Annotated in this window: 19 protein-coding genes; 10 read left to right on the top strand and 9 right to left on the bottom strand. The window is 65.8% G+C overall.

What is annotated here, in order from left to right:
• Window positions 1-136 precede the first annotated feature (136 nt).
• Entirely contained in the window at window positions 137-1,432 is a 1,296-nt protein-coding gene (locus ACO055_RS08000) for an Hsp70 family protein (protein ID WP_422062060.1), read from the bottom strand.
• Window positions 1,433-1,783: 351 nt separating this feature from the next.
• On the opposite strand from ACO055_RS08000, the gene ACO055_RS07995 reads away from it, so the two are divergent.
• Genes ACO055_RS07995 through ACO055_RS07980 form a run of 4 tightly spaced genes read left to right on the top strand, consistent with a single transcriptional unit; the run spans window position 1,784 to window position 5,029 of the window.
• Complete coding sequence (locus tag ACO055_RS07995; RefSeq protein WP_422062059.1) at window positions 1,784-2,713, top strand: NAD(P)H-dependent flavin oxidoreductase; 930 nt, start codon at window positions 1,784-1,786, stop codon at window positions 2,711-2,713.
• Complete coding sequence (locus ACO055_RS07990) at window positions 2,710-3,486, top strand: SDR family NAD(P)-dependent oxidoreductase (RefSeq protein ID WP_422062058.1); 777 nt, start codon at window positions 2,710-2,712, stop codon at window positions 3,484-3,486. Before ACO055_RS07995 ends, ACO055_RS07990 begins: the two co-directional genes overlap by 4 nt.
• Window positions 3,483-4,274 (top strand): enoyl-CoA hydratase/isomerase family protein, encoded by a 792-nt coding sequence (locus tag ACO055_RS07985; protein WP_422062057.1) that lies wholly within the window; start codon window positions 3,483-3,485, stop codon window positions 4,272-4,274. The genes ACO055_RS07990 and ACO055_RS07985 overlap by 4 nt, the downstream gene beginning before the upstream one ends.
• Complete coding sequence (locus ACO055_RS07980) at window positions 4,271-5,029, top strand: N-acyl homoserine lactonase family protein (protein ID WP_422062056.1); 759 nt, start codon at window positions 4,271-4,273, stop codon at window positions 5,027-5,029. The genes ACO055_RS07985 and ACO055_RS07980 overlap by 4 nt, the downstream gene beginning before the upstream one ends.
• A gap of 445 nt (window positions 5,030-5,474) precedes the next feature.
• Here ACO055_RS07980 and ACO055_RS07975 read toward each other — a convergent pair whose 3' ends face one another.
• Entirely contained in the window at window positions 5,475-6,200 is a 726-nt protein-coding gene (locus ACO055_RS07975; protein ID WP_422062055.1) for an enoyl-CoA hydratase/isomerase family protein, read from the bottom strand.
• A 120-nt stretch (window positions 6,201-6,320) separates the two neighbouring features.
• Between ACO055_RS07975 and ACO055_RS07970 the strand changes: the two genes are divergently transcribed.
• Entirely contained in the window at window positions 6,321-8,186 is a 1,866-nt protein-coding gene (locus ACO055_RS07970) for an arylsulfatase (RefSeq protein WP_422062054.1), read from the top strand.
• Here ACO055_RS07970 and ACO055_RS07965 read toward each other — a convergent pair.
• Window positions 8,106-9,059: a formylglycine-generating enzyme family protein gene (locus ACO055_RS07965; RefSeq protein WP_422062053.1), complete on the bottom strand. Its 954-nt coding sequence runs from the start codon at window positions 9,057-9,059 to the stop codon at window positions 8,106-8,108. The two genes, ACO055_RS07970 and ACO055_RS07965, sit on opposite strands and share 81 nt — an antisense overlap.
• Window positions 9,056-9,676 (bottom strand): TetR/AcrR family transcriptional regulator, encoded by a 621-nt coding sequence (locus ACO055_RS07960; RefSeq protein ID WP_422062052.1) that lies wholly within the window; start codon window positions 9,674-9,676, stop codon window positions 9,056-9,058. Before ACO055_RS07960 ends, ACO055_RS07965 begins: the two co-directional genes overlap by 4 nt.
• 126 nt (window positions 9,677-9,802) lie before the next feature.
• On the opposite strand from ACO055_RS07960, the gene ACO055_RS07955 reads away from it, so the two are divergent.
• Both ACO055_RS07955 and ACO055_RS07950 read left to right on the top strand, forming a co-directional pair.
• Window positions 9,803-10,459 carry a hypothetical protein gene (locus tag ACO055_RS07955; RefSeq protein WP_422062051.1) on the top strand — a complete coding sequence of 219 codons (657 nt, stop codon included), beginning with the start codon at window positions 9,803-9,805 and terminating at the stop codon, window positions 10,457-10,459.
• Window positions 10,456-12,090 (top strand): sulfatase-like hydrolase/transferase, encoded by a 1,635-nt coding sequence (locus ACO055_RS07950; RefSeq protein WP_422062050.1) that lies wholly within the window; start codon window positions 10,456-10,458, stop codon window positions 12,088-12,090. Before ACO055_RS07955 ends, ACO055_RS07950 begins: the two co-directional genes overlap by 4 nt.
• On the opposite strand, the gene ACO055_RS07945 is transcribed toward ACO055_RS07950, so the two are convergent.
• Genes ACO055_RS07945 through hutI form a run of 5 tightly spaced genes read right to left on the bottom strand, consistent with a single transcriptional unit; the run spans window position 12,075 to window position 17,842 of the window.
• Complete coding sequence (locus ACO055_RS07945) at window positions 12,075-12,641, bottom strand: HutD family protein (RefSeq protein ID WP_422062049.1); 567 nt, start codon at window positions 12,639-12,641, stop codon at window positions 12,075-12,077. The genes ACO055_RS07950 and ACO055_RS07945 overlap by 16 nt on opposite strands.
• The gene (gene hutU, locus ACO055_RS07940) at window positions 12,638-14,305 is read right to left on the bottom strand and encodes a urocanate hydratase (protein WP_422062048.1); all 1,668 of its coding nucleotides are present in this window, start codon (window positions 14,303-14,305) and stop codon (window positions 12,638-12,640) included. Before hutU ends, ACO055_RS07945 begins: the two co-directional genes overlap by 4 nt.
• Window positions 14,302-15,105 carry an N-formylglutamate deformylase gene (gene hutG, locus ACO055_RS07935; RefSeq protein WP_422062047.1) on the bottom strand — a complete coding sequence of 268 codons (804 nt, stop codon included), beginning with the start codon at window positions 15,103-15,105 and terminating at the stop codon, window positions 14,302-14,304. Before hutG ends, hutU begins: the two co-directional genes overlap by 4 nt.
• Entirely contained in the window at window positions 15,105-16,646 is a 1,542-nt protein-coding gene (hutH, locus tag ACO055_RS07930; RefSeq protein ID WP_422062046.1) for a histidine ammonia-lyase, read from the bottom strand. The genes hutG and hutH overlap by 1 nt, the downstream gene beginning before the upstream one ends.
• On the bottom strand, window positions 16,643-17,842 hold the full coding sequence (gene hutI / locus ACO055_RS07925; protein ID WP_422062045.1) for an imidazolonepropionase: 1,200 nt from the start codon (window positions 17,840-17,842) through the stop codon (window positions 16,643-16,645). Before hutI ends, hutH begins: the two co-directional genes overlap by 4 nt.
• A gap of 84 nt (window positions 17,843-17,926) precedes the next feature.
• Between hutI and ACO055_RS07920 the strand changes: the two genes are divergently transcribed.
• The 3 genes from ACO055_RS07920 to ACO055_RS07910 all read left to right on the top strand — a co-directional run bounded on the left by ACO055_RS07920 (window position 17,927) and on the right by ACO055_RS07910 (window position 21,277).
• Window positions 17,927-19,282 carry a formimidoylglutamate deiminase gene (locus ACO055_RS07920; RefSeq protein ID WP_422062044.1) on the top strand — a complete coding sequence of 452 codons (1,356 nt, stop codon included), beginning with the start codon at window positions 17,927-17,929 and terminating at the stop codon, window positions 19,280-19,282.
• Window positions 19,279-19,983: a histidine utilization repressor gene (gene hutC, locus ACO055_RS07915; RefSeq protein WP_422062043.1), complete on the top strand. Its 705-nt coding sequence runs from the start codon at window positions 19,279-19,281 to the stop codon at window positions 19,981-19,983. The genes ACO055_RS07920 and hutC overlap by 4 nt, the downstream gene beginning before the upstream one ends.
• 67 nt (window positions 19,984-20,050) lie before the next feature.
• Window positions 20,051-21,277, top strand: coding sequence for an alpha/beta fold hydrolase (locus tag ACO055_RS07910; RefSeq protein WP_422062042.1), 1,227 nt, complete (start codon window positions 20,051-20,053; stop codon window positions 21,275-21,277).
• The last annotated feature ends 5 nt before the right edge of the window (window positions 21,278-21,282 follow it).

The raw sequence follows: 21,282 nt of genomic DNA, 5'->3' as shown, positions 1-21,282 counted from the left end.
CCCGCGATAGCGAAATCGACCGTTGCGGTCATGAATTTCCGGCGCTGGGGGCCAATCGCAAGACCCGCGACGCGCTATGGCCCATTGCGGGACCGTGTCCGGCGAAAGGCTGAAGGCTTTTGTCGTTGCCGGGCTTTCACGCCGCCCATTCGGCGGGATCGGCCTCTTCGCCGATCAGGGCAAGGCCGTGCGCGATCGACGTCAGTTCGTTACCCGTCGCGATCCGTTCGGCGCCAAAGCGGCGGTCGAACAGCGCGCGGATCGCAGGGATCAGCGACGATCCGCCGGTCAGGAAAATGCGGTCGATCGCTTGCGGCGCCAGGCCGGCTTTGGCCAGCGCCGCGTCCATCGCGGCTTCGATGCGGCGCAGGTCGTCGGCGATCCAGCCCTCGAAATCGGCGCGGCGGACGGTGGCGCTGATGTCCACGCCGTCGCCCGTAAAGCGAAACTCGGCCTGCTCGCTGCCCGACAGCGCGCGCTTCAGGCGGCCGACCGCATCATAGAGCGGAAAGCCCTGCTCATGCTCGATCAGCGCGATCATCCGCCCGATCGGTTCGGGATCGACCGCATCGCGTTGCAGGCGGCGCAGCTCGTCGAGCGTGCGGCGGTTGCGCATCAGTGCCAGCCGCGACCAGTCGGCGAAATCGGAGAAATAGCCGCCGGGTATTTCGAGCAGCTTGTCGAACGAGCGATAGGTGCCGCCCTTGCCGAGCAGGGGCAGGACCAGCTTGTCGACGATCCGGTAATCGAAACGGTCGCCCGCGATCCCGATCCCCGACGAGGCCAACGGGATGCAGCGGCGCGGCGCGCCGGGTTCGGCGACGCGGACGATCGAAAAGTCGGTGGTGCCGCCGCCGAAATCGGCGACCAGGATCGTCGCGGGCTCGGTCAGCCGCGCGGCATAGCTGTGCGCGGCGCCAAGCGGCTCGTGGACATAATGAATTTCGGTGCCGAACGCCGCGAGCATCAGGTCATAGCGCTGCCTCGCGAGCGCGGGGTCGGGCCGCGCCCCGGCATATTCGACCGGCCGACCGACGATCACGCGTTGCGGCAGCGTGTCGAGCCGCCCGCCCGCATGCGCGACCAGCCGCTGCAGGAACAGGCGCCCCATATCCTCGAAACGATAGGGCCGGTTAAAGACCAGCGCGCGTTCGAACGAGGGGCTGGCGGCGACGCTCTTGAACGACTGGACGAAACGGCTGTCGAGCGGCGACTGGAGATATTCGGCGATCGCCCACGGGCCGGCTTCATGCGCCACCCCCTGCCACGCGCGCTCTTCTTCCCAGAAGCAGAGCGCCGAGCGGAACACCGCGCCGGTCGCCTTGTCGCCGGCAAATTCGACGAGTTCGGTACCGCCCGCACCGTCGGCCAGCGCGACGACGGTGTTCGTCGTGCCGAAATCGAGGCCGAGCGCGCTCGCTTCGCTGGTCATGGGTGCTCCTGTGGCCGTCGGGCTTGGCGGGGCGGCGCCTATTGCACAGCGACGATCGACGGGCAAGGCGTCGGCGTCGTCAGGCGGCGCCGCACTATGGTCAGGGGGAAAAGCCGGCCAGCGCCGGGACCCTTTTTCCCCCGTCCGCCACCATTGGCAGCCGCGACGGGGGAGCAGGTTGTGTGTGCACAAGGAGAACATTAGGGGAACAAAATGATCCAGTCAACCCGTTTCCGCGACTTTTCCTCGCTCAGGGTGCGCCGCGACTTGTCATGGCTTCCAGTTGACGTAAACGTAAGCGACGCTACGGAACCGTAACGCCGATGCATCGGCGATGGATGGGAGAGGCCGATGTTCGACAGGCTGGCATTGCCGCTGATGTGTGCGCCGATGAGCTTCGCCTCGTCACCCGCGCTGGCTGCCGCCTGCTGCAAGGCGGGCGTGATCGGCGGCTGGCAGGGCGGCACGTATACGGCGCTCGACGAATTCGAACGCTATCTCGATGGGCTCGCGGGCATCGACGGCGCGCCGCCGATCGTCAACCTGCCCGCGCGGATCGCCAGCGAGGCGACGGGCGAGCCCAAGCTCGCGCTGCTCGAAAAGCATCGCATTCCGCTGATCCTCTCCAGCATCGGCGATCCCGGGCTGCTGGTCGACCGCGTCCATGGCTGGGGCGGCAAGGTCATCCACGACGTGACGACGATGCGCCATGCCGAAAAGGCGCTGGAGGCGGGCGCCGACGGGCTGATGCTGACCTGCGCGGGGGCGGGGGGGCACACCGGATTCCTGACGCCGATGGCGTTCGTTCCCGCGGTGCGGCGGATGTTCGACGGCCCGCTGATCGTCGCGGGCGGCATCGCCGACGGCGCCGGGATCGCGGCGGTGCTGGCGCTGGGCGGCGACATTGCGTGCATGGGAACGCGCTTCATCGCGACCCCTGAATCGGGCGTCGTCGACGGCCATCGCCAGATGATCCCGACCGCGGGTATCGATCAGATCGTCATCGCCTCGGCGATGAACGGCGTCCCCGCGAACTGGATGCTGCCGTCGATCGAGGCGGCGGGGCTCGATTACAAGGCGCTGCCAAGGGAGCGCACGGCGATGCCCGACGGCGTCATTCCCTGGCGCGATATCTGGAGCGCGGGGCAAAGCGTCGCGTTGATCGATACGGTCGAACCCGTCGCACAGCTCGTCGAACGGTTGACCGAAGAATTTGAGCGCGCCGCGACCGGCATCGACTGGCGGGCGCGGCTCGCGCGTTTGAACGGAGTGATGGCATGAGTGAAGACCCGAAATTCGATCTGACCGGGCGCGTCGCGCTCGTGACCGGCGCCTCGTCGGGGCTGGGCGCTGGATTTGCCAAGGCGCTGGCGGCTGCGGGGGCAAAGGTCGTGCTCGCGGCGCGGCGCGCCGACAAGCTCGCCGAACAGGTCGCGGCGATCGAGGCTGCGGGCGGGCAGGCGGTCGCGGTCAGCATGGACGTCACCGACGAAGCGTCGACCATCGCGGCCTATGACGCGGCCGAAGCGGCGTTCGGCACCGTCGACACGATCATCGCCAACGCCGGCGTCGCGACCGAGAAGATGGCGCTCAGCCTCGAGATGGACGAGGTCGACGGGCTGATCGCCGCGAACCTGCGCGGCGTGTTCCTCACCGCGCGCGAAGGCGCGAAGCGGCTCGACAAGGCGGGCAGCCGCGAACGGGGCCATGGGCGGATCATCCTGATCGGATCGATCACGGCCGAGAAAATCTATGCCGCCTCGTCGATGTATGGCGCGACGAAGGCCGCGGTCCGTCATCTCGGGCGCAGTCTGGCGCGCGAATGGGCGCGGCGCGGGATCAATGTGAACATCATCCAGCCGGGCTATTTCGACAGCGAGATGACCAGCGGCATGTTTGCCAGCGACGTCGGCAAGGCGCTTGTCGCGACGTTCCCGCGCAAACGCATGCGCCCCGCGACCGATCTGCACGCGCCGCTGCTTTTCCTCGCGTCGGATGCGTCGCTGGGCGTGACGGGCAGCGTCATCACCGTCGACGACGGGCAAAGCCTGTGAGCGAATTGCTGGTCGAGGCCCGCGGGCAGGTCGAAATCGCGACGCTCAACCGGCCCGAGCGGCTCAATGCGCTCAGCGAAGGGCTGGTCGACGAGCTCAACGCCTATTTCGGCGGCCTCGCCGATCGCAACGAGGTGCGCGTCGTGATCCTGCGCGGCGCCGGGCGCGCCTTTTGCGCCGGGCTCGACCTTCAGGAGGACCGGTCGATCGACGGCGAGACGCCGGTGCTGCGCACGCTGCGCACGCAGACGAAGATCGGCAACATCTATCGCAAGATGCGCGCCTGCCCTCAGCCGATCATCGCGCTCGGCCATGGCGCGGCGGCGGGCGGCGGACTGTCGCTGCTGCTCGCGGCGGACGTGCGCTACGCCACCCCCGACTTTCGCTGCAACGCCGCCTATATCCGCATCGGCCTGGGCGGGTGCGACATGGCGTCGAGCTATTTCCTGCCGCGCCTCGTCGGCGCGAGTCTGGCGGCGGAAATGATCCTGACCGGCCGCTTCATCGACGCCAACCGCGCCCTGCGCGCCGGACTGATCAGCGAGATCATCGGAGAAGAGACCCTCCTCGACCAAAGCCTGGCCCTCGCGGACGAGATGCTCGCGACCGCGCCGTGGGGCCTTCGCCTCTCGAAACAGGCGTTGAACCTCAACATCGACGCGCAAAGCCTCGACGCCGCGATGGCGATCGAGGACCGCCAGCAGGTGATCCTCTCGGCGACCGAGGATCACAAGGAAGCGCTCGCCGCTTTCCTCGGCAAACGCGCGCCTGTCTATCGCGAACAATGACCGGTACGCTTCGCCTCTATGCCTTCAACACCGGCTGGTTCCAGTGCCGCCCCGGCTATTTCATCGAGGGCGAGGAGGGCGACTATCTGAAGGGTCCGGTGCCGAGCTATCTGATCGATCACCCAAAGGGCCGCGCGCTGTTCGATACCGGCATGGGGGTGCGCTATCGCCGCACGCTCGCCGACGCGTTGCCGCCGAACAAGTTCGGGCTGCAATATTTCGAGGGGCAGGAGATTGCCGCGCGGCTGAAAGGCATCGACGTCGATCCGGCCAGCATCGACTGGGTAATCAACTCGCACCTCCACATCGATCATTGCGGCGGCAACGCCAGCCTGCCCAATGCGACGATTATCGTGCAGTCGCGCGAACTCGCAGCGGCGCAAGCGAGCGAAGAGGCGGGGCTTTACGAAGCGGTCGATTATGCGACGGGCCAGCCGGTGAAAGCGATCGACGGCGAGTTCGACCTGTTCGGCGATGGCAGCGTGCGGGTCGTCCCGACCTTTGGCCATACGCCGGGGCATCAAAGCGTGATCGTCAAGCTGCCGAGCGGCCGCGAGGTGCTGCTCGCCGCGGACTGCTGCTATACCGAGCGCAATCTTGATCTGATGATCCTGCAAAAGGCTGTCGTCGATCGCGACGCGGGTGAGCGGACGATGGCGTTTCTCGATCGCCAGCGGCGCGCGGGCGCGCATATCCTGTTCGGCCACGACGGCCGCCAATGGGCGAGTGTCGCCGAGGGGAAGCCGATCGATTAGGCGGACGTCCGGTTTCGGCCGAAAGGCGACACGACCAATCCTCCCCGGTCCGGGGAGGATTCTTTCTTTCGTCACCCCGACCTGATCCGGGGTCCACAGCTGCCGTGGCGTCAATGGATCCCGGATCAAGGCTGCCCTGAGCCTGTCGAAGAATCCGCGATGACGAAGCGAAGGGACGCAGCGTCCGCTCCCTCCTTGAAGCCGGCATCGGTCGCGCGAAAAAAAACGCTGTCCTACATTATTCGGCTGTGCCAGCCTTTACCCCGGCTCTTTGAACATGCGAACAGACGCGATCGCTACCGGCTACGGATAGCGGCAAAAGCCACGCGCGGCCTGTCCGCGGAGCGCGACAAATCGGGGGCTCCACAGGGCTGAACTTTCCTGAACTTTGGAATGAAAAGGCGGCCCATGCGGCGGCCCGCCTCAAGGCAGACTCAACCGCCCGTCAAAACCGCGCCACTCGTTCCGCCATGTCGGGCGCGACCCCGGCGCTGTTCGACACTTCATGCACCAGCCCCGCATCGAGCGGCAGGTCGGTCTGTTCGCGATAGAGCTTCTTGTATGCGAAAACGCTGTGCCGCGATTGCGCCGCGATTGCCTCGGCCAGCGTGCGCGCGGTCGCGTCCAGTTCTGCGTCGGGAACGCAGCGATTGGCGAGCCCGATCCGCTCCGCCTCGCGGCCGTCGATCGGCAGGCCAGTGAAGCTGATCTCGCGCGCTTTCCATTCGCCGACGCGGCGCGGTAGTCGCTGGCTCATTCCCCAGATCGGCACCAGCCCGAACTTGCCATGCGTGTCGGCGAAGTTGGCGCCCTCGCCCGCGACGATGATGTCGCCCGCGAGCGCCAGTTCCAGACCGCCGGTGAAGCAGCCTCCCTGGACCGCGACGATCAGCGGCTGCGGCAGTTCGGCGAGCTTGGTGACGATCGAGGCCTGATAGTGCGGACGCGGCGCTTTGATCCCGCGTTCCTTCAGGTCATTTCCCGCACAGAAGGACGGTCCGCTGGCACGGAGGATCACCGCGCCGATCGCTTCGCCCGCGGCGCGGATCGCGTCGACATGCGCGTCGAGTTCGCCCCAGAGCGCCAGGTTCAGCGCGTTGCGCTTGTCGGGCCGGTTGAGCGTCAGCGTCGCAACGCCGCCCGCATCTTCGCGCAAGACCAGTTCACCCATATGCATCTCCCGTCATCTTTCGGCGTGCAGAGCATGAATGTCCGGACGTGCCAAGAGAGACCATTGACTCGCCGCGCTATTGGCATATCAAATGCCAAAAGAATTGCAGGGGGAGGAATGATGACAGCGCGCGTGGCGGCCGGTGAGGGGCCGGGTCGCATTGTCCGGTGCCACAGCGCCTTCGTCGTTACACTCGCTTTGCTAGCGGCGACGCCGGCGCTGGCTCAGACCAGCCCGGCGTCGCCGCGCCACCCCAATATCGTGATCCTGCTCGCCGACGATTGGGGTTTCAGCGACGTGGGTTCGTTCGGCAGCGAAATTGCGACACCGAACATCGACGCGCTCGCAAAAGCGGGGACGCGGTTTTCCAATTTTCATGTCGCGGGATCCTGCTCGCCGACGCGCGCGATGCTGCAAACGGGGGTGATGAACCACCGCAACGGGCTCGGCAACATGCCCGAGACGATCCCCGACGCGCACCGCGGCAAGCCGGGATACGACACGGTGATGAACGTCCGCGTCGTGACGATCGCGCAGCTGTTGAAGGCGGCCGGGTATCGCACATACCTCACCGGCAAATGGCATCTCGGCAGCGATCCGGCGCGCCTGCCGCACGCCCGCGGCTATGACCGCGCCTACAGCCTCGCCGACGCAGGCGCCGACAATTTCGAGCAACGCCCGATCGAGGGCATGTATGCGACCGCGGCATGGACCGAAAACGGCAAGCCCGCGACCTTGCCCAGGGATTATTATTCGTCGCACTTCGTCGTGCAAAAGATGATCGACTATATCGAAGCCGACCGCGCGAGCGGAAAGCCGTTCCTCGCTTCGATCAACTTTCTCGCGAACCATATCCCCGTGCAGGCGCCTGACAGCGACATCGCGCGCTATGCCGCGATGTACCGCGATGGCTGGACGGCGCTCCGCGAAGCGCGGGCGAAGCGCGCCGAAGCGCTGGGAATCATGCCTGCGGGCATGCCGATCGTGACGATGCGCACGACCCCCGACTGGCGCAAGCTCGACGCCGACGAACGCGCCGCGCAAATCCGCGTGATGCAGGCCTATGGCGGCATGGCGACCGCGATGGACCGCGAGATCGGCCGCTTCGTCGCGCATCTGAAAGCGACCGGCGATTACGAGAATACGGTCTTTGTGTTCCTCTCGGACAATGGCGCCGAACCGACCAATCCGTTCAGCCGCACGATCAACCGGCTGTTCCTCGGCAGCAAATATGACATCTCGACCGCGAACATCGGGCGCCGCGGCAGCTTCAGCGCGGTCGGTCCCGGTTGGGCGAGCGCGTCGGCGTCGCCGCTGTCGGGCTATAAATTCACCGCGTCCGAAGGCGGCCTTCGCGTTCCGCTGATCATCGCCTGGCCGGGCAATCCCAAAGTTCGCGCCGGGGCGATCAACAGCGGGCTCGCGCATGTCACCGACCTTCTTCCCACGCTGACCGATCTTGCGGGCGTGCCGAGCCATGGCGCGTCGTGGGACGGCAAGGCGGTTGAGCCCGTGACAGGCCGCAGCCTCGTGCCGATGCTTTCGGGTGCCGAAGGCAGCGTCCATGGCGACGCGCCGATCGGGTATGAGCTGTCGGGTAATGCCGCGCTGTTTCGCGGCGATTACAAGCTGACGCGCAACCTCGCGCCGACCGGCGATGGCAAGTGGCGGCTCTTCGACCTTAAAAGCGATCCCGGCGAGGCGCGCGACCTGTCGGTCGCGCTGCCCGATCGCTTCGCGGCGATGCAGGCGGACTACGCGGCTTATGCCAAGGCGAACGGCGTGCTCGACATGCCCGCCGGCTACACTGCCGACGATCAGATCAATCAATATGCGTGGGAACATCAGGGCAAGCCGCGCGCGATCAAGGCGGGGCTGGTTCTCGGCGGCGTGCTGTCGCTGATGTCAGCTCTTGTCTGGCGCTGGCTCCGCCGGCGCCGGGCGCGCCGTGTCGATCAGGCGAAAACCGACATGGTCGGTGCCTAGCGAACGTTCCTGAAACTGGCGCGCCGCAGGGCGATAGCGCGCGCAATAATTGGCAGCGCACAGGAAGCTGCCACCCTTGATCACGTTGCGCTCCGGGTCCTCGGCACTCGTCGTCCATTCCCAGACGTTGCCGATCAGGTCATGGATGCCATGTGCGTCGGCGGGGAAGCAGGCGACCGGCGCGCGGCTGATGAAGCCGTCGGTGCCGAGGTCGCGGACCGGGAAGGTGCCCTGGTAATAGTTGGCGCGGGGCTTGCCGTCCTTGCCGACGGGGACGTTGCGGTCGGCGCCGCCCGTCGTGGCGGCAAGCTCCCACTGCTCCTCGCTCGGCAGCGCCTTACCCTTCCATTTGGCAAAGGCGAGCGCATCGTCATAGCCGACCTGGACCACCGGATCGCGGTCGCGGCCGGTGATCGCTGTCTCTGGTCCTGCCGGATGCCGCCACTCGGCGCCGACGACCCAGCGCCACCAATTGGGGTTGCCGTCGGTCGGCGCGGTGAAGACGGCCGAGCCGGGAATCAGCATCTCGGGCGGAGCGCCGGGAAGCTTCGGCGGATCTTGCTCGGCCAGCGTCCTGTAGCCGGTCGCTTTCACGAATTCGGCGAATTCGGCGTTGGTGACCTCGTGCGTTGCCATCCAGAAGCCTGCGACCTTGGCCTCGCGCGGGGGGCCTTCCTCGGGCAGCCGTGCATCGGCCCCCAGCGCAAAGGTCGCGCCGGGAATCCAGACATAGTCGGCTTTCGGCATCGCGGGGCACGCGGGCGGTTTCGCTTCGGCCAGCGTTTGATCCCGCCCTTTGCCGCAGGCCGCGAGCAGACCGGCCATCGCCAGCAGCGGCAGCGCGAGTAGCGGCAGCGCGATCCTGCGGATCATGCGGCGGCGGCCGCGACCAACGTATCGACCATATGTGCGACGACCGCGCTCGCATCCTCGACCGACAGTCCCTGATCCTGCCGGATCGCGCGCCAGTTCTGAAAAGACAGCGCCGCGCACAGCGCCTCGACGAAATAACGATCGCCGCTGATATCGCGGGGCAGCAAACGCAGCACGAATTCGCGCTCGAGCGTGACGACCTGACCATATTGGCCCATCAGATAAGGCGACTGGTAGCGTTTGATATTCGCGGCGAGGCGGAAGGGCAGCATCGTCTCGAACACTTTCACGCGCCGCCGCGTCAGGTCGCGCAGATTGGCGCGCCAGTCATCGTTGGGATAGGGCGCGGTGACGACCGGAAGGATGCGCTCGGCGACGATTTGCGAGATTTCGCGGTAGAGTGAATCCATGTCGTCGAAATGGCGGAACACGGTGCGTAGGCCGACGCCAGCTTCCTCGGCGACGCGCGCCGCGCTCGGCATCAAATCGCCGCCCTCGATCAGGTTCATCATCGCCGCGACGATGCGCTTGTGGCTAGACTGGCTGCGCGCACGCCGCCCGTCGAGAGGGGGCACTTCCTCTTCCGCTGCCGTTTTGATCTGACCCTTCCCCGCCATAATCTCTCCGCTGGCCCAGCTTTCCGCTCGCGTCAATGGTTGACGTTTAACCATCTTGCGCGCGGATCGATATAATGACACATATAGTGCCATAATGCCGATGACAACGGCCAAGCGGTTGGGGCAATGGACGACGGGGTAACAATAATAAGGGGGATCTGGGCGGGCGCGCTGCTGCTCTGGCTCGGCTTCCTGCTGTTCTATGACGGGCTGAGGCGACCGCTGCGCCAGCAAGAGATCGACGCTTTCCTTGCGACGCTGGGGCCGCGGATGGCCGAAACGGGCAATGAAGACAAACGGCTACGCGCGTTCCTAGAAGCTGACGACGGGCGCGAATTTGTGATGCTCAACCTCGTGCGCACGCGGCCCGGGCCGGTTACCGATCCCGCAAGCGGCGAGACCCGTGACGGCAGCGACTGGCTGCGCCGCTATTCCGACCCCTTTGTGCGCGGACTGGTGAAACGTGGCGGGCATCCGCTCTTCGTTGGGCGCAAGGTCGGCGGCTACATCGATGCATGGAACACGCCGGAGGACCCTGGCTGGTCGCTCGTCGGGACGATGCGGTATCGCAGCCGCCGCGACCTCGTCCGCATGGCGAGCGATCCCGCCTTCCGCGCTGCCCATCCGGCGAAGTCGCTCGGGATTGAGACGACTTTCAGCTTCCCGACACAGCGGCAGATTGCCTTCTACGCGAGCCCGCGCGTCACCGCCGGGCTTGCACTCGCGCTGATGGCCGCGTTGGGCCACATCATGATACTGACGTTCGGGGGAGGGACGATATGAAGAAAAGATGGGTGGCGCTCGGTGTCCTCGCCCTGATCGGCGCAGGGGGTTATTGGGGGTTTGAGGCGAATAAATATCGCATCCCCGGTCTGCTTCAGGACTGGCGCGATCCGGTGCAGGATAATCATCCGGTCGTCTGGCAGCCGGGACCGGCGCAAGCGTCCGGCGGCAAGCGTCCGCCCAACATCATTCTGATCGTTGCCGACGATCTGGGGTTCAATGACATCAGCCTCAATGGGGGCGGGGTCGCAGGCGGTATCGTCAAGACCCCGAATATCGACGCGCTTGCGCGGCAGGGCATGAATTTTACCACCGCCTACGCCGCCAACGCTACCTGTTCGCCGTCGCGCGCGGCGATGATGACCGGGCGCTATCCGACGCGCTTCGGTTTCGAGTATACCGCAGTGCCGGTGCAATTCGCCGAAAGCGTTTCGCATGGCGAGGGGGTCGGGCCGCATCGGGCGATTTTTCATAAAGAACTGATCACTCCCGACGTCCCTGACTATCCCGACATGGGCGTCCCGGCGAAGGAAGTGACGATTGCAGAGGCCGTGAAGGCCGCAGGCTATCACACGCTCCACATCGGCAAATGGCATCTTGGCGAAGCCCGGGCGCTGCAACCCCAAGCGCAAGGCTTCGACGAAAGCCTGGCGGTGCTCGGCGGCGCGGCGATGTTCCTGCCCGAGGATGATCCCGATGCGGTGAACGCGAAGCTGCCGTGGGACCGGATCGACCATTTCATATGGGCCAATTTGCGGCATGCCGTGACGTTCAACGGCAGCAAGCGTTTCCATCCCAAGGGGCATATGACCGATTATTTCGCCGCCGAGGCGGAAGCGGCGATCGAGGCCAACCGCAATCGGCCCTTCTTCCTGTATCTCGCCTTCAACGCGCCGCACACCCCGTTGCAGGCGACGAAGGAGGAATATGACAAGCTGCCGCAGATCAAGGATCACAAGACGCGCGTCTATGGCGCGATGATCGCGCAGCTCGACCGGCGCATCGGCGACGTGATGGCGAAGCTGAAAACGCTCGGCATCGACGATAATACGCTTGTCATCTTCACCAGCGACAATGGCGGTGCGTGGTACACGGGTATCGGCCGTCTGAACGCGCCCTACCGCGGCTGGAAAGCGACCTTCTTCGAGGGCGGGATCCGCACCCCCTTCTTCATGCGCTGGCCCGGACATATTGCGCCGGGGTCGACGCGCGCCGACGTCACCGGCCATATCGATCTGTTCTCGACGATCGCCGCAGCGGCTGGCGCGAAGATACCGACCGATCGCATCGTCGACAGCGAAGACATCCTCGCCGGTCCGGCGAAGCGGACGGCGCTCTATTGGCGCTCGGGCGACTATCGCGTGGTACGCGCGGGCGACTGGAAGTTGCAGGTGACGAAGCGCCCTGAGAAGGCGCGCCTTTATAATCTGGCGCTCGATCCGACCGAACAGCATGACCTGGCCGCGCGCGAGCCAAAGCGCGTCGCCGAACTGCGCGCCATGATCGAGGCACAGAATAAGGGCATGGCCAAACCGATCTGGCCCGGCTTGATCGAGGCGCCGGTGCGGATCGACGTCCCCCAGAACGCGCCGTGGAAAGACGGGCAGGACTATATCTACTGGACCAACTGATCCCGGACGAAATGCACGGCGATCAGCGTCGGATCGATTGGCAGAAGGTTCGTGGCCAGCCGGTCGACAAGGAGAGCGTCGTGTTCGGCCAGATGAAAGATAGCGGCTCCCGCGGTGACTCGCGTCGGCTCGGTGGCAAGCAGCAACAGCGTGCCGGTGTCAAAGGTGTCGTCCCACGCGCGAGCCAGCTTAGACAACATCCGCCCGCGGCGCGTCATAATGTTCAGAACGGTGCATTCCCCGCCGATGGGTTCGGCCCGAACCTCGTCTTCGCCGCCGAACAGCAGCGCGGGCGATCCCCGCCGCAGATGCTGCTCGCGATGGCCGATCTCGATCCGCAAATCGCCGCGTAGCAGCATGAAGGCGCGATTGACCCCGGGAAAGGACGAGAAGGGCCCCGCCGCCGCGATCGTCGCGATGCTCGCGCGCCACAGGAAATCGTCGTCGCTCGAGCCTTCGGGTACGGCTGCGATATCGCGGGTAATGCCGCCGCCGTTGCGCCATGCACGCGGCACGCGGCCCTGCGCGGGCAGGAAGCGTATACCGGTCATCCCGATATGCCGGGCAGGTCCAGTCCCTTCTCGCGCGCGCAGTCCAGAGCTTGTGTATAGCCCGCGTCGGCGTGGCGCATCACGCCGGTGCCCGGGTCGTTCCACAACACGCGCTCGAGCCGCTTCGCCGCTTCGGGGGTGCCGTCGGCGACGATCACCATGCCGCTATGCTGCGAATACCCCATGCCGACGCCGCCGCCGTGATGGAGCGAGACCCAGGTCGCGCCCGACGCCGTGTTGAGCAGCGCGTTGAGCAAGGGCCAGTCGCTCACCGCGTCGGACCCGTCGCGCATCGCTTCGGTCTCGCGGTTGGGTGAGGCGACCGAGCCTGAATCGAGATGGTCGCGGCCGATGACGATCGGGGCTTTCAGCTCACCCGAGGCGACCATTTCGTTGAACGCGAGGCCAAGGCGGTGGCGGTCGCCGAGCCCCACCCAGCAGATGCGCGCAGGCAGGCCCTGGAACTGGATCTTTTCGCGCGCCATGTCGAGCCAGTTGTGGAGGTGCGCGTTGTCGGGCAGCAACTCTTTCACCTTGGCGTCGGTCTTGTAGATATCCTCGGGGTCGCCCGACAGCGCGACCCAGCGAAAGGGGCCGATGCCGCGGCAGAAGAGCGGGCGGACATAGGCCGGGACGAAGCCAGGAAAGTCGAAGGCATTTTCGACGCCTTCGTCCTTCGCCATCTGGCGGATGTTGTTGCCATAGTCGGTCGTCGGCACGCCCGCCGCCTGCATATCGAGCATCGCCTGAACATGCACCGCCATCGATGCCTTCGCGGCCTTGGCGACTGCCGCGGGATCGCGTTCGCGCTTCGAAAACCACTCGTCGAGGGTCCAGCCCGCGGGAAGATAGCCGTTGACCGGATCGTGCGCCGAGGTCTGGTCGGTGAGCAGGTCGGGGCGGATGCCGCGGCGGGCCATGTCAGGCAGGATCTCGGCGGCATTGCCGAGCAGGCCGACCGAAACGGGCTTGCCGCCCGCGTGGGTTCCCTCGATCATCGCGATCGCTTCGTCGATACTCGCCGCTCGCTTGTCGAGATAGCCGGTGCGCAGGCGCATCTCGATGCGGCTAGGCTGACATTCGATTGCAAGGCACGACGCGCCCGCCATCACCGCGGCGAGCGGCTGCGCGCCACCCATTCCGCCGAGGCCTGCCGTCAGCAGCCATCGGCCCGCGAGGCTGCCGCCATAGTGCTGGCGACCCATCTCGACAAAGGTTTCGTAGGTGCCCTGAACGATGCCCTGGCTGCCGATATAGATCCAGCTGCCTGCGGTCATCTGACCGTACATCATCAGGCCCTTTTTATCGAGCTCGTGGAAATGGTCCCAATTCGCCCATTCCGGGACGAGGTTCGAATTGGCGAGCAATACGCGCGGCGCATTTTCGTGCGTGCGAAAGACGCCGACGGGCTTGCCCGACTGGATAAGCAGGGTTTCGTCGCTCTCCAGCCGCTTCAGCGTCTCGACGATCTTGTCATAGCTTTCCCAGTCGCGCGCGGCGCGACCGATACCGCCATAGACGACCAGCTCGTGCGGCGCCTCGGCGACGTCGGGATGCAGATTGTTCATCAGCATCCGCATCGGGGCTTCGGTGAGCCAGCTTTTCGCGCTGATCTCGCTGCCGGTCGCCGGGCGGATCACGCGGCTGTTGTCGAGACGGGTCATGAACGTCCTTTCGCAAAATCGAGGGTCGCGGCGATCAGCTGTTCGAGGACGGCCCGGATCGCAGGGTTTGGATCGATGGGGGAAGGCCAGTTGGCGTGGGTGATCGCGGCCGGCTCGGCCATGTAGCCGCGTTGGGCCAGCTCCATCTGGACCGCGTGTATGCCGTCGTCGGGGTGGCCATAATGGCGCGTCGTCCAGCCGCCCTTGAAGCGCCCGTTGACGACATGACTGTGGCCGCTCGCGGCGCAGATGTTCGCGATGACGGTTTCGAGTTCGGGAGCGGCGGTTGCGCCGCCATTGGTGCCGATGTTGAACTGCGGCAATTCGCCGTCGAACAGGCGCGGGACATGGCTGCGGATCGAGTGGGCGTCGTAGAGGACGACTTGGCCGTGCGCGGCCTTCAGGCGGTCGAGTTCCTGCGTCAGCGCGTCATGATAGGGACGGTGATAGCTATGCAGTCGCTGCATGATTTCAGCCTCGTCGGGCGCGTCGAAGCGATAGAGCGGCTCGCCGTCAAAGGTTGTTGTCGGGCAGAGTTCGGTCGTCGCCTGTCCTGGATAAAGCGACGCGCCCGACGGGTCGCGGTTCATGTCGATCACGCTGCGCGAAATGTCGGTCGCGACCAGCGTTACGCCGAAATCGGCCGCAAAAGCGTACAGATCGGCAATCCACCAGTCGGTATCGATCTGCGCATGCCAAGGCGAAACGAACTGCTCGTCGAGACCTGCAAGGTTGGTGCCGCCATGCGGAAAGGCGATGACGAGCGGCGCGTCGCCGCGATGGACGCGCAGCCAGTCCATCAGCCGACGCCCGGCAGGTTTGCGGGCACGGCGACGGCGAGACTGCCCGAACGGATCAACGCGGTTGCCGCCTCCATGTCGGGATGGAAATGCCGGTCGTCTTCGAGCGTCGGGACTTCGGCGCGCAAATGCTTGTGTGCGGCTTCGAGCGCATCGCTCGATGTCAGCGGGGCGTGGAAGTCGATCCCCTGGCACGCGGCGAGCAGTTCGATCCCGATGACCGCGCTGACGTTGTCCGCCATGTCGAGCAGGCGGCGCGCGCCGTGCGCGGCCATCGACACATGATCTTCCTGGTTCGCCGAGGTCGGGATCGAATCGACGCTTGCCGGATAGGCGCGCTGCTTATTCTCGCTGACGAGCGCCGCGGCAGTAACCTGCGGGATCATGAAGCCCGAGTTGAGACCGGGGCGCGGGGTGAGGAAGGCAGGCAGACCTGACAGCGCTGGGTCGACCAGCATCGCGATGCGGCGTTCGGAGATCGAGCCGATCTCGCACAGTGCCATAGCTATCATGTCGGCGGCGAAGGCGACGGGCTCGGCGTGGAAGTTGCCGCCCGACAGCGCCTCGTCCCCAAGCGGACTAGCGTCGGCGAAGATCAGCGGATTGTCGGATACGCCGTTCGCCTCGATGCGGAGGGTCGTTGCGGCCTGACGCAGCAGGTCGAGCACAGCGCCCATCACCTGCGGCTGGCAGCGCAGGCAATAGGGATCCTGCACGCGCGGGTCGTCGACGGCGTGTGAAGCGCGGATCGCCGACCCCGCCATCAGGCCGCGCAACGCCTCGCCGACTTCGCGCTGCCCGGCGTGACCGCGCAGGGCATGGATGCGTGCGTCGAACGGCGCGTCGGAGCCTTTCGCCGCCTCGGTCGACAAGGCGCCTGTGATCAGCGCCGACTGGAACAGGGTCTCGGCGCGGAACAGGCCCGCCAGCGCATTGGCGGTAGAGAATTGGGTGCCGTTGAGCAGCGCGAGGCCCTCCTTGGGGCCGAGTTCGAGCCGCGCGAGACCCGCCTGCGCGAGCGCATCGGCTGCGGGCAAGATTTTGCCGCCGACCTCTATCATGCCCACGCCGATCATAGCCGCCGCCATATGCGACAGCGGCGCGAGGTCGCCGCTTGCACCGACCGAGCCTTGCGACGGCACGACCGGAGTGAGCCCTTTCGCCAGCATCGCCTCGATCATCGCAACCGTCTCGCGCCGAACGCCCGACGCGCCAACGCCAAAGCTCGCAAGCTTCAGCGCCATCATCAGCCGCACGATCTTCACAGGCGAAGGCGCGCCGGTCCCTGCGGCATGGCTCAGCACGATGTTGCGCTGGAGCGTGGCCAGATCGTCGTCGGCGATGCGGACGCTCGCAAGCTTTCCAAAGCCGGTGTTGATGCCATAGACGGGCGCGCCCCTGGCGACGATCCGCGCGACCGCCGCGGCGCTAGCATCGATCGCGTCCCATGCGTCCGCGTCGAGCGCGGCACTGGCGCCTTCATGGATCGCACGCCAGTCGGCGAGCGACATGGCACCGGGCGTAATTATCACCTTGCTCATTGTCCCATCCAGATTCGTTGATGCAGCGGGTTGAAGCCGATCCGGCCCACCAGGTCGGCGGGTCGCTCGATATCCCAGATCGCCAGATCGCAGCGCTTGCCGAGTTCGAGCGTCCCGACCTCTGCCCCGACGCCCAATGCCCGCGCCGCTTGGCGGGTCACCCCTAGCAGGCATTCATCGACCGTCAGCCCGAATTGCACCGCAGCCATGTTCATGGTCAGGAGGATGGACGTCAGCGGCGAGGTGCCGGGGTTGCAGTCCGTCGCCAGCGCGATCGGAATGCCGGCGGCGCGCAGCGCGGCGACTGGCGGCAGCTTTGTCTCGCGCAGGAAATAATATGCGCCGGGCAACAGCATCGCGACCGTACCCGCCCGCGCCATCGCGGCGATCCCGCCGTCGTCGAGATATTCGAGATGATCCGCCGAAAGCGCAGCGTGGCGCGCGGCGAGCGCCGCGCCGCGCTGGTTCGACAATTGCTCGGCGTGAAGCTTGACCGGCAGGCCATGTTTTTTCGCGGCGACGAACACGCGCTCGGTCTGCGCGAGGGTGAAGCCGATATTCTCGCAAAAGGCATCGACCGCATCCGCAAGCCCCGCCGCTGCGATGTCCGGCAGCATCGTCTGGCACACCAGATCGATATAGCCATCGGGATCCTCTGCATATTCCTGCGGAAGTGCGTGCGCGCCGAGAAAGGTCGTCCGCACCGACACCGGCCGCACTTCGCCGAGGATGCGCGCCGCGCGCAGCATCTTCGCTTCATCCTCGACCGACAGGCCATACCCCGACTTGATTTCGATCGTCGTGACGCCCTCGGCGATCAGCGCGTCGAGGCGGGGAAGAGCGCTTGTGACGAGTTCGGCTTCGCTTGCGGCGCGGGTTGCGTGGACCGTCGATACAATGCCGCCGCCGGAGCGCGCTATGTCTTCGTAGGATGCGCGTTTCTGGCGCAACTCGAATTCGGCGATGCGGTCGCCTGCAAAGATCAGATGCGTGTGCGGATCTATCAGCCCGGGTGTGATCCAGCGACCATCGCAATCGATCGTATCGGTCGCTGTCGGTGCATCGATCATCGAGCCGACATAGGTGATCGTGCCTGCCGTCATGCCGACCGCGCCACGTTCGACGACACCAAGGCCGGAGGCGCCATCCTGCATCGTTGCAAGACGGGCGTTGGTCCACAGGCGATCGCTATGCATCGAGCCCTCTCCTGCTTGCTGGCCGACTCAATTATGTATATACATTAAAAGCGATCGCATGGCGATGTCCAGATGGGATGATCGATGGCGCTTTGGTGCGAACAGGCATGGTTGACGGATGGCTGGCACAGCCATGTGCGGCTTATCGTTGAAAATGGACGGATTTCTGCAGTTGAGACCGGGGTCAGCGCGGCGCATGGCGACGAACGCCATGCAATCGTCTTGCCCGGTTTGCCCAATCTGCACAGCCACGCCTTTCAACGCGGCATGGCGGGACTTGCCGAACGGGCGGGCCAGGGCGGCGACAGCTTCTGGACCTGGCGCGAGGCAATGTATCATTTCGTCGACCGTCTCGACCCCGAGGGGCTGCACGCAATAGCGGCGCTGGCTTATGCCGAGATGCTCGAAAGCGGCTTCACGCGCGTCGGCGAATTTCACTATCTCCACCATGATGTTGACGGGCAGAGATATGATGACGTTGCGGTTATGGCGCACGCCATCGCCGCCGCGGCGGCCGAGACGGGAATCGGGCTGACGATGCTTCCGGTCTTTTATGCCCATTCGGGCTTTGGCGGCGCGGCGCCGAAGCACGGGCAGCGCCGCTTCATCAACGATGTAAATGGCTTCCTGACTCTTCTTGAGGCGACGCGCGAGGCGATCGCCGGTCTGTACGATGCAATCGTCGGCGTCGCCCCTCACAGCTTGCGCGCAGCGACGGCGGAAGAGCTCGCCGCGATCGCAGCGATGGCCGCCGGTGCTCCCGTCCATATCCACATCGCCGAGCAGATCCCCGAGGTCGACGCCTGTGTCGCGTGGAGCGGCGCGCGGCCGCTAGAATGGCTGTTCGATCACGCCGACGTCGGGCCCGACTGGTGCCTCGTCCACGCAACGCATGTCACCGAAAGCGAACGGCGGGCGATTGTAGGAAGCGGTGCTGTCGTCGGCCTCTGCCCGATTACCGAGGCCAATCTCGGCGACGGCCTGTTCCCGGCGCGTGAGTTTTTTGCCGAGAGTGGCCGCTTCGGCGTCGGTTCGGATTCCAATGTCGAGATCGATGCCGCGGCCGAACTGCGCTTGCTCGAATATGGCCAGCGCCTCGCGCACCGAGGGCGCAACCTGCTCGCGGGCGGCGCGGGGCAGTCGACGGGCGCAAATCTCTATCGGGGAGCACTCGCGGGGGGCGGGCAGGCACTTGGGCGCGGCTCGACCAGCCTCGCAGTAGGCGCAGCGGCGGACATCGTCAGCTTGAAGGCCGACGATCCTTTCTTCGCCGGCCGGTCGGGCGACGCGATCCTCGACAGCTGGATATTCGGCGGCGGCGCGCGCCTTGTCGATTGCGTCTGGCGGCACGGCATCAAGCAGGTCGAAAGCGGCCGCCATATCGCGCGCGATGCGATTGATACACGGTACCGCGCTGCAATGCGGTCGCTCTTTGCATGAAGCATAGCGGCGCCATCCACGCCCAAATCCGCCGCGAGCTGGAGGCGCGGATCATGTCGGGCGAGTGGAAGCCGGGGACCCGCATTCCCTATGAGCGCCAGCTGATGGCAACCTATGGCTGCTCGCGAATGACCGTGAATCGCGCGCTTCGCGTATTGATCGAGGCCGGGCTGCTCGAAAGCCGTCGTCGCGCGGGTACGATCGTCTCGCAGCCCCGCATCCAGCGAGCGGCGCTCGAAATTCCTGACATCCGGGACGAGATCGCACAGCAAGGCGAAAGCTATCGCCTCGACCTCGATCGCCGCGAAATCCGCTCCGCTACCGCTGAGGACAGGCGCTTGCTCCAGATCGATGACGGCGAGGTCCTGGCAATTGAATGCCGCCATCATGCCGGCGGCCGTGCTTATGCGCTCGAACGGCGCCTGATCAACCTGGGGGCAGTGCCCGAAGCCGCCGACGTCGATTTCGCCGCCGAGCCTCCCGGATCCTGGCTGCTCGCGAATATCCCCTGGACCGAGGCCGAGCACCGCATCACGGCGTTCAACGCCGGCGGCAAGGAGCTGGTCGCGCTCGGCATCGCAGCGGGCGCAGCGTGCATGGCGCTTGAACGCTGGACGTGGCGCGGCGATGAACGGATCACCTATGCGCGGCAGGTCTATCCAGGCGATCGTTATGCGCTCGTCGCGCACTTCCAGCCATAGTTTATGATCCTCTGGCCCTCGACGAAACGGGCCGCGATCCCTACTTCGATCTCATGAGGAATCGGGCATGAGCATCGTCGAATATCGGGGTTTCGCAGGCGTCCGGCTGGAGGCCGAGGTCACGGGCTCCGAAAACGACCCCGCCGTGCTGCTCGTCCACGGGGCCGGGCAGACGCGCGGCGTGTGGGCTGGCGTCGCTGCCGCTCTGGTCGGCGCCGGACGGCGCGTGATCAGCCTCGATCTGCGCGGGCACGGCGGCAGCGAATGGCCCGAAGACGGCCGCTATGATTTTGAGGCGCTGGTCGAGGACCTGCGCGCGGTGCTGGCACAGATGGGCACGCGCCCGGTCGTCGTTGCCTCGACGCTTGGCGGCTGGATCGCGAGCGCCGCGCTTGAACGCGACGCAGCGGTGCTCGCTTCGGGCCTTGTCCTTGTCGATTCGCCCGTTCATGTCGATCCCGCCGTGACGCAGCGGGTCGGCGACCGATTGCGTGAGGCGGTAACGCTCGCGCCGGGGCAGGCGCGATGGGACGTCCGTCTGTTCGACGGGTTCGACAGCGCCGCCGTCGCCGATCGGCTGAGCGGCGTCGCGGCGAAGATCGCGCTGCCGACGCTGTATGTGCGCGGGGCGCTCAGCGAACTCGTCTCGCGTGCCGACGCCGCGGCTTTCGTGGGCCTGCTTCCCGACGGAGAGCTCGCCGAGGTCGAGAACAGCATGATGGTGGTCACCGACGATCGCACCGACGCGCTCGGCGGCTATCTGATCGATTTCCTCGAGCGTCGCGCGCCGCGCGGTTCGCCAGAATATCGTGCGGGTTCGGACGCGCGCACCTTTCGCGACGCGCTCGGCTGTTTCGCGACCGGCGTGACGGTGGTGACCGCCTTCTGCCCCGATGGCAGCCCGATCGGCCTTACCGCAAACAGTTTCACGTCGGTCTCGCTCGACCCACCATTGCTGCTCGTCTGCATCGCCAACAACGCGAGCAGCGCGCCACATCTGCGTGAGGCCGAACGCTTTGCCGTCAATGTCCTCCAGATCGGCCAGCAGCCGACGTCAAACCGCTTCGCGGGCAAGGGTGAAGATCGCTTCGCTGCGACGCCTTGGGACGAAGGCGAATATGGAACGCCGGTGCTCACGGGATCCTTGAGCAGTTTCGAATGCGCGCGCGACGCGGTTTACGAGGGCGGCGATCATTTCATCCTCGTCGGCCGGGTGCTTAAGGCCATCTTCGAGCCGCGGCGCGACCCCTTGCTCTACTTCCGCGGCAAGTATCGCAAACTTCATTTCGCCTGACCCTC

The organism is Sphingopyxis sp. (assembly GCF_965227415.1).
Classification (GTDB): Bacteria; Pseudomonadota; Alphaproteobacteria; order Sphingomonadales; family Sphingomonadaceae; genus Sphingopyxis.
The sequence above is the reverse complement of the archived record's forward strand: the minus strand, read 5'-3'. Positions and strand labels throughout refer to the sequence as shown.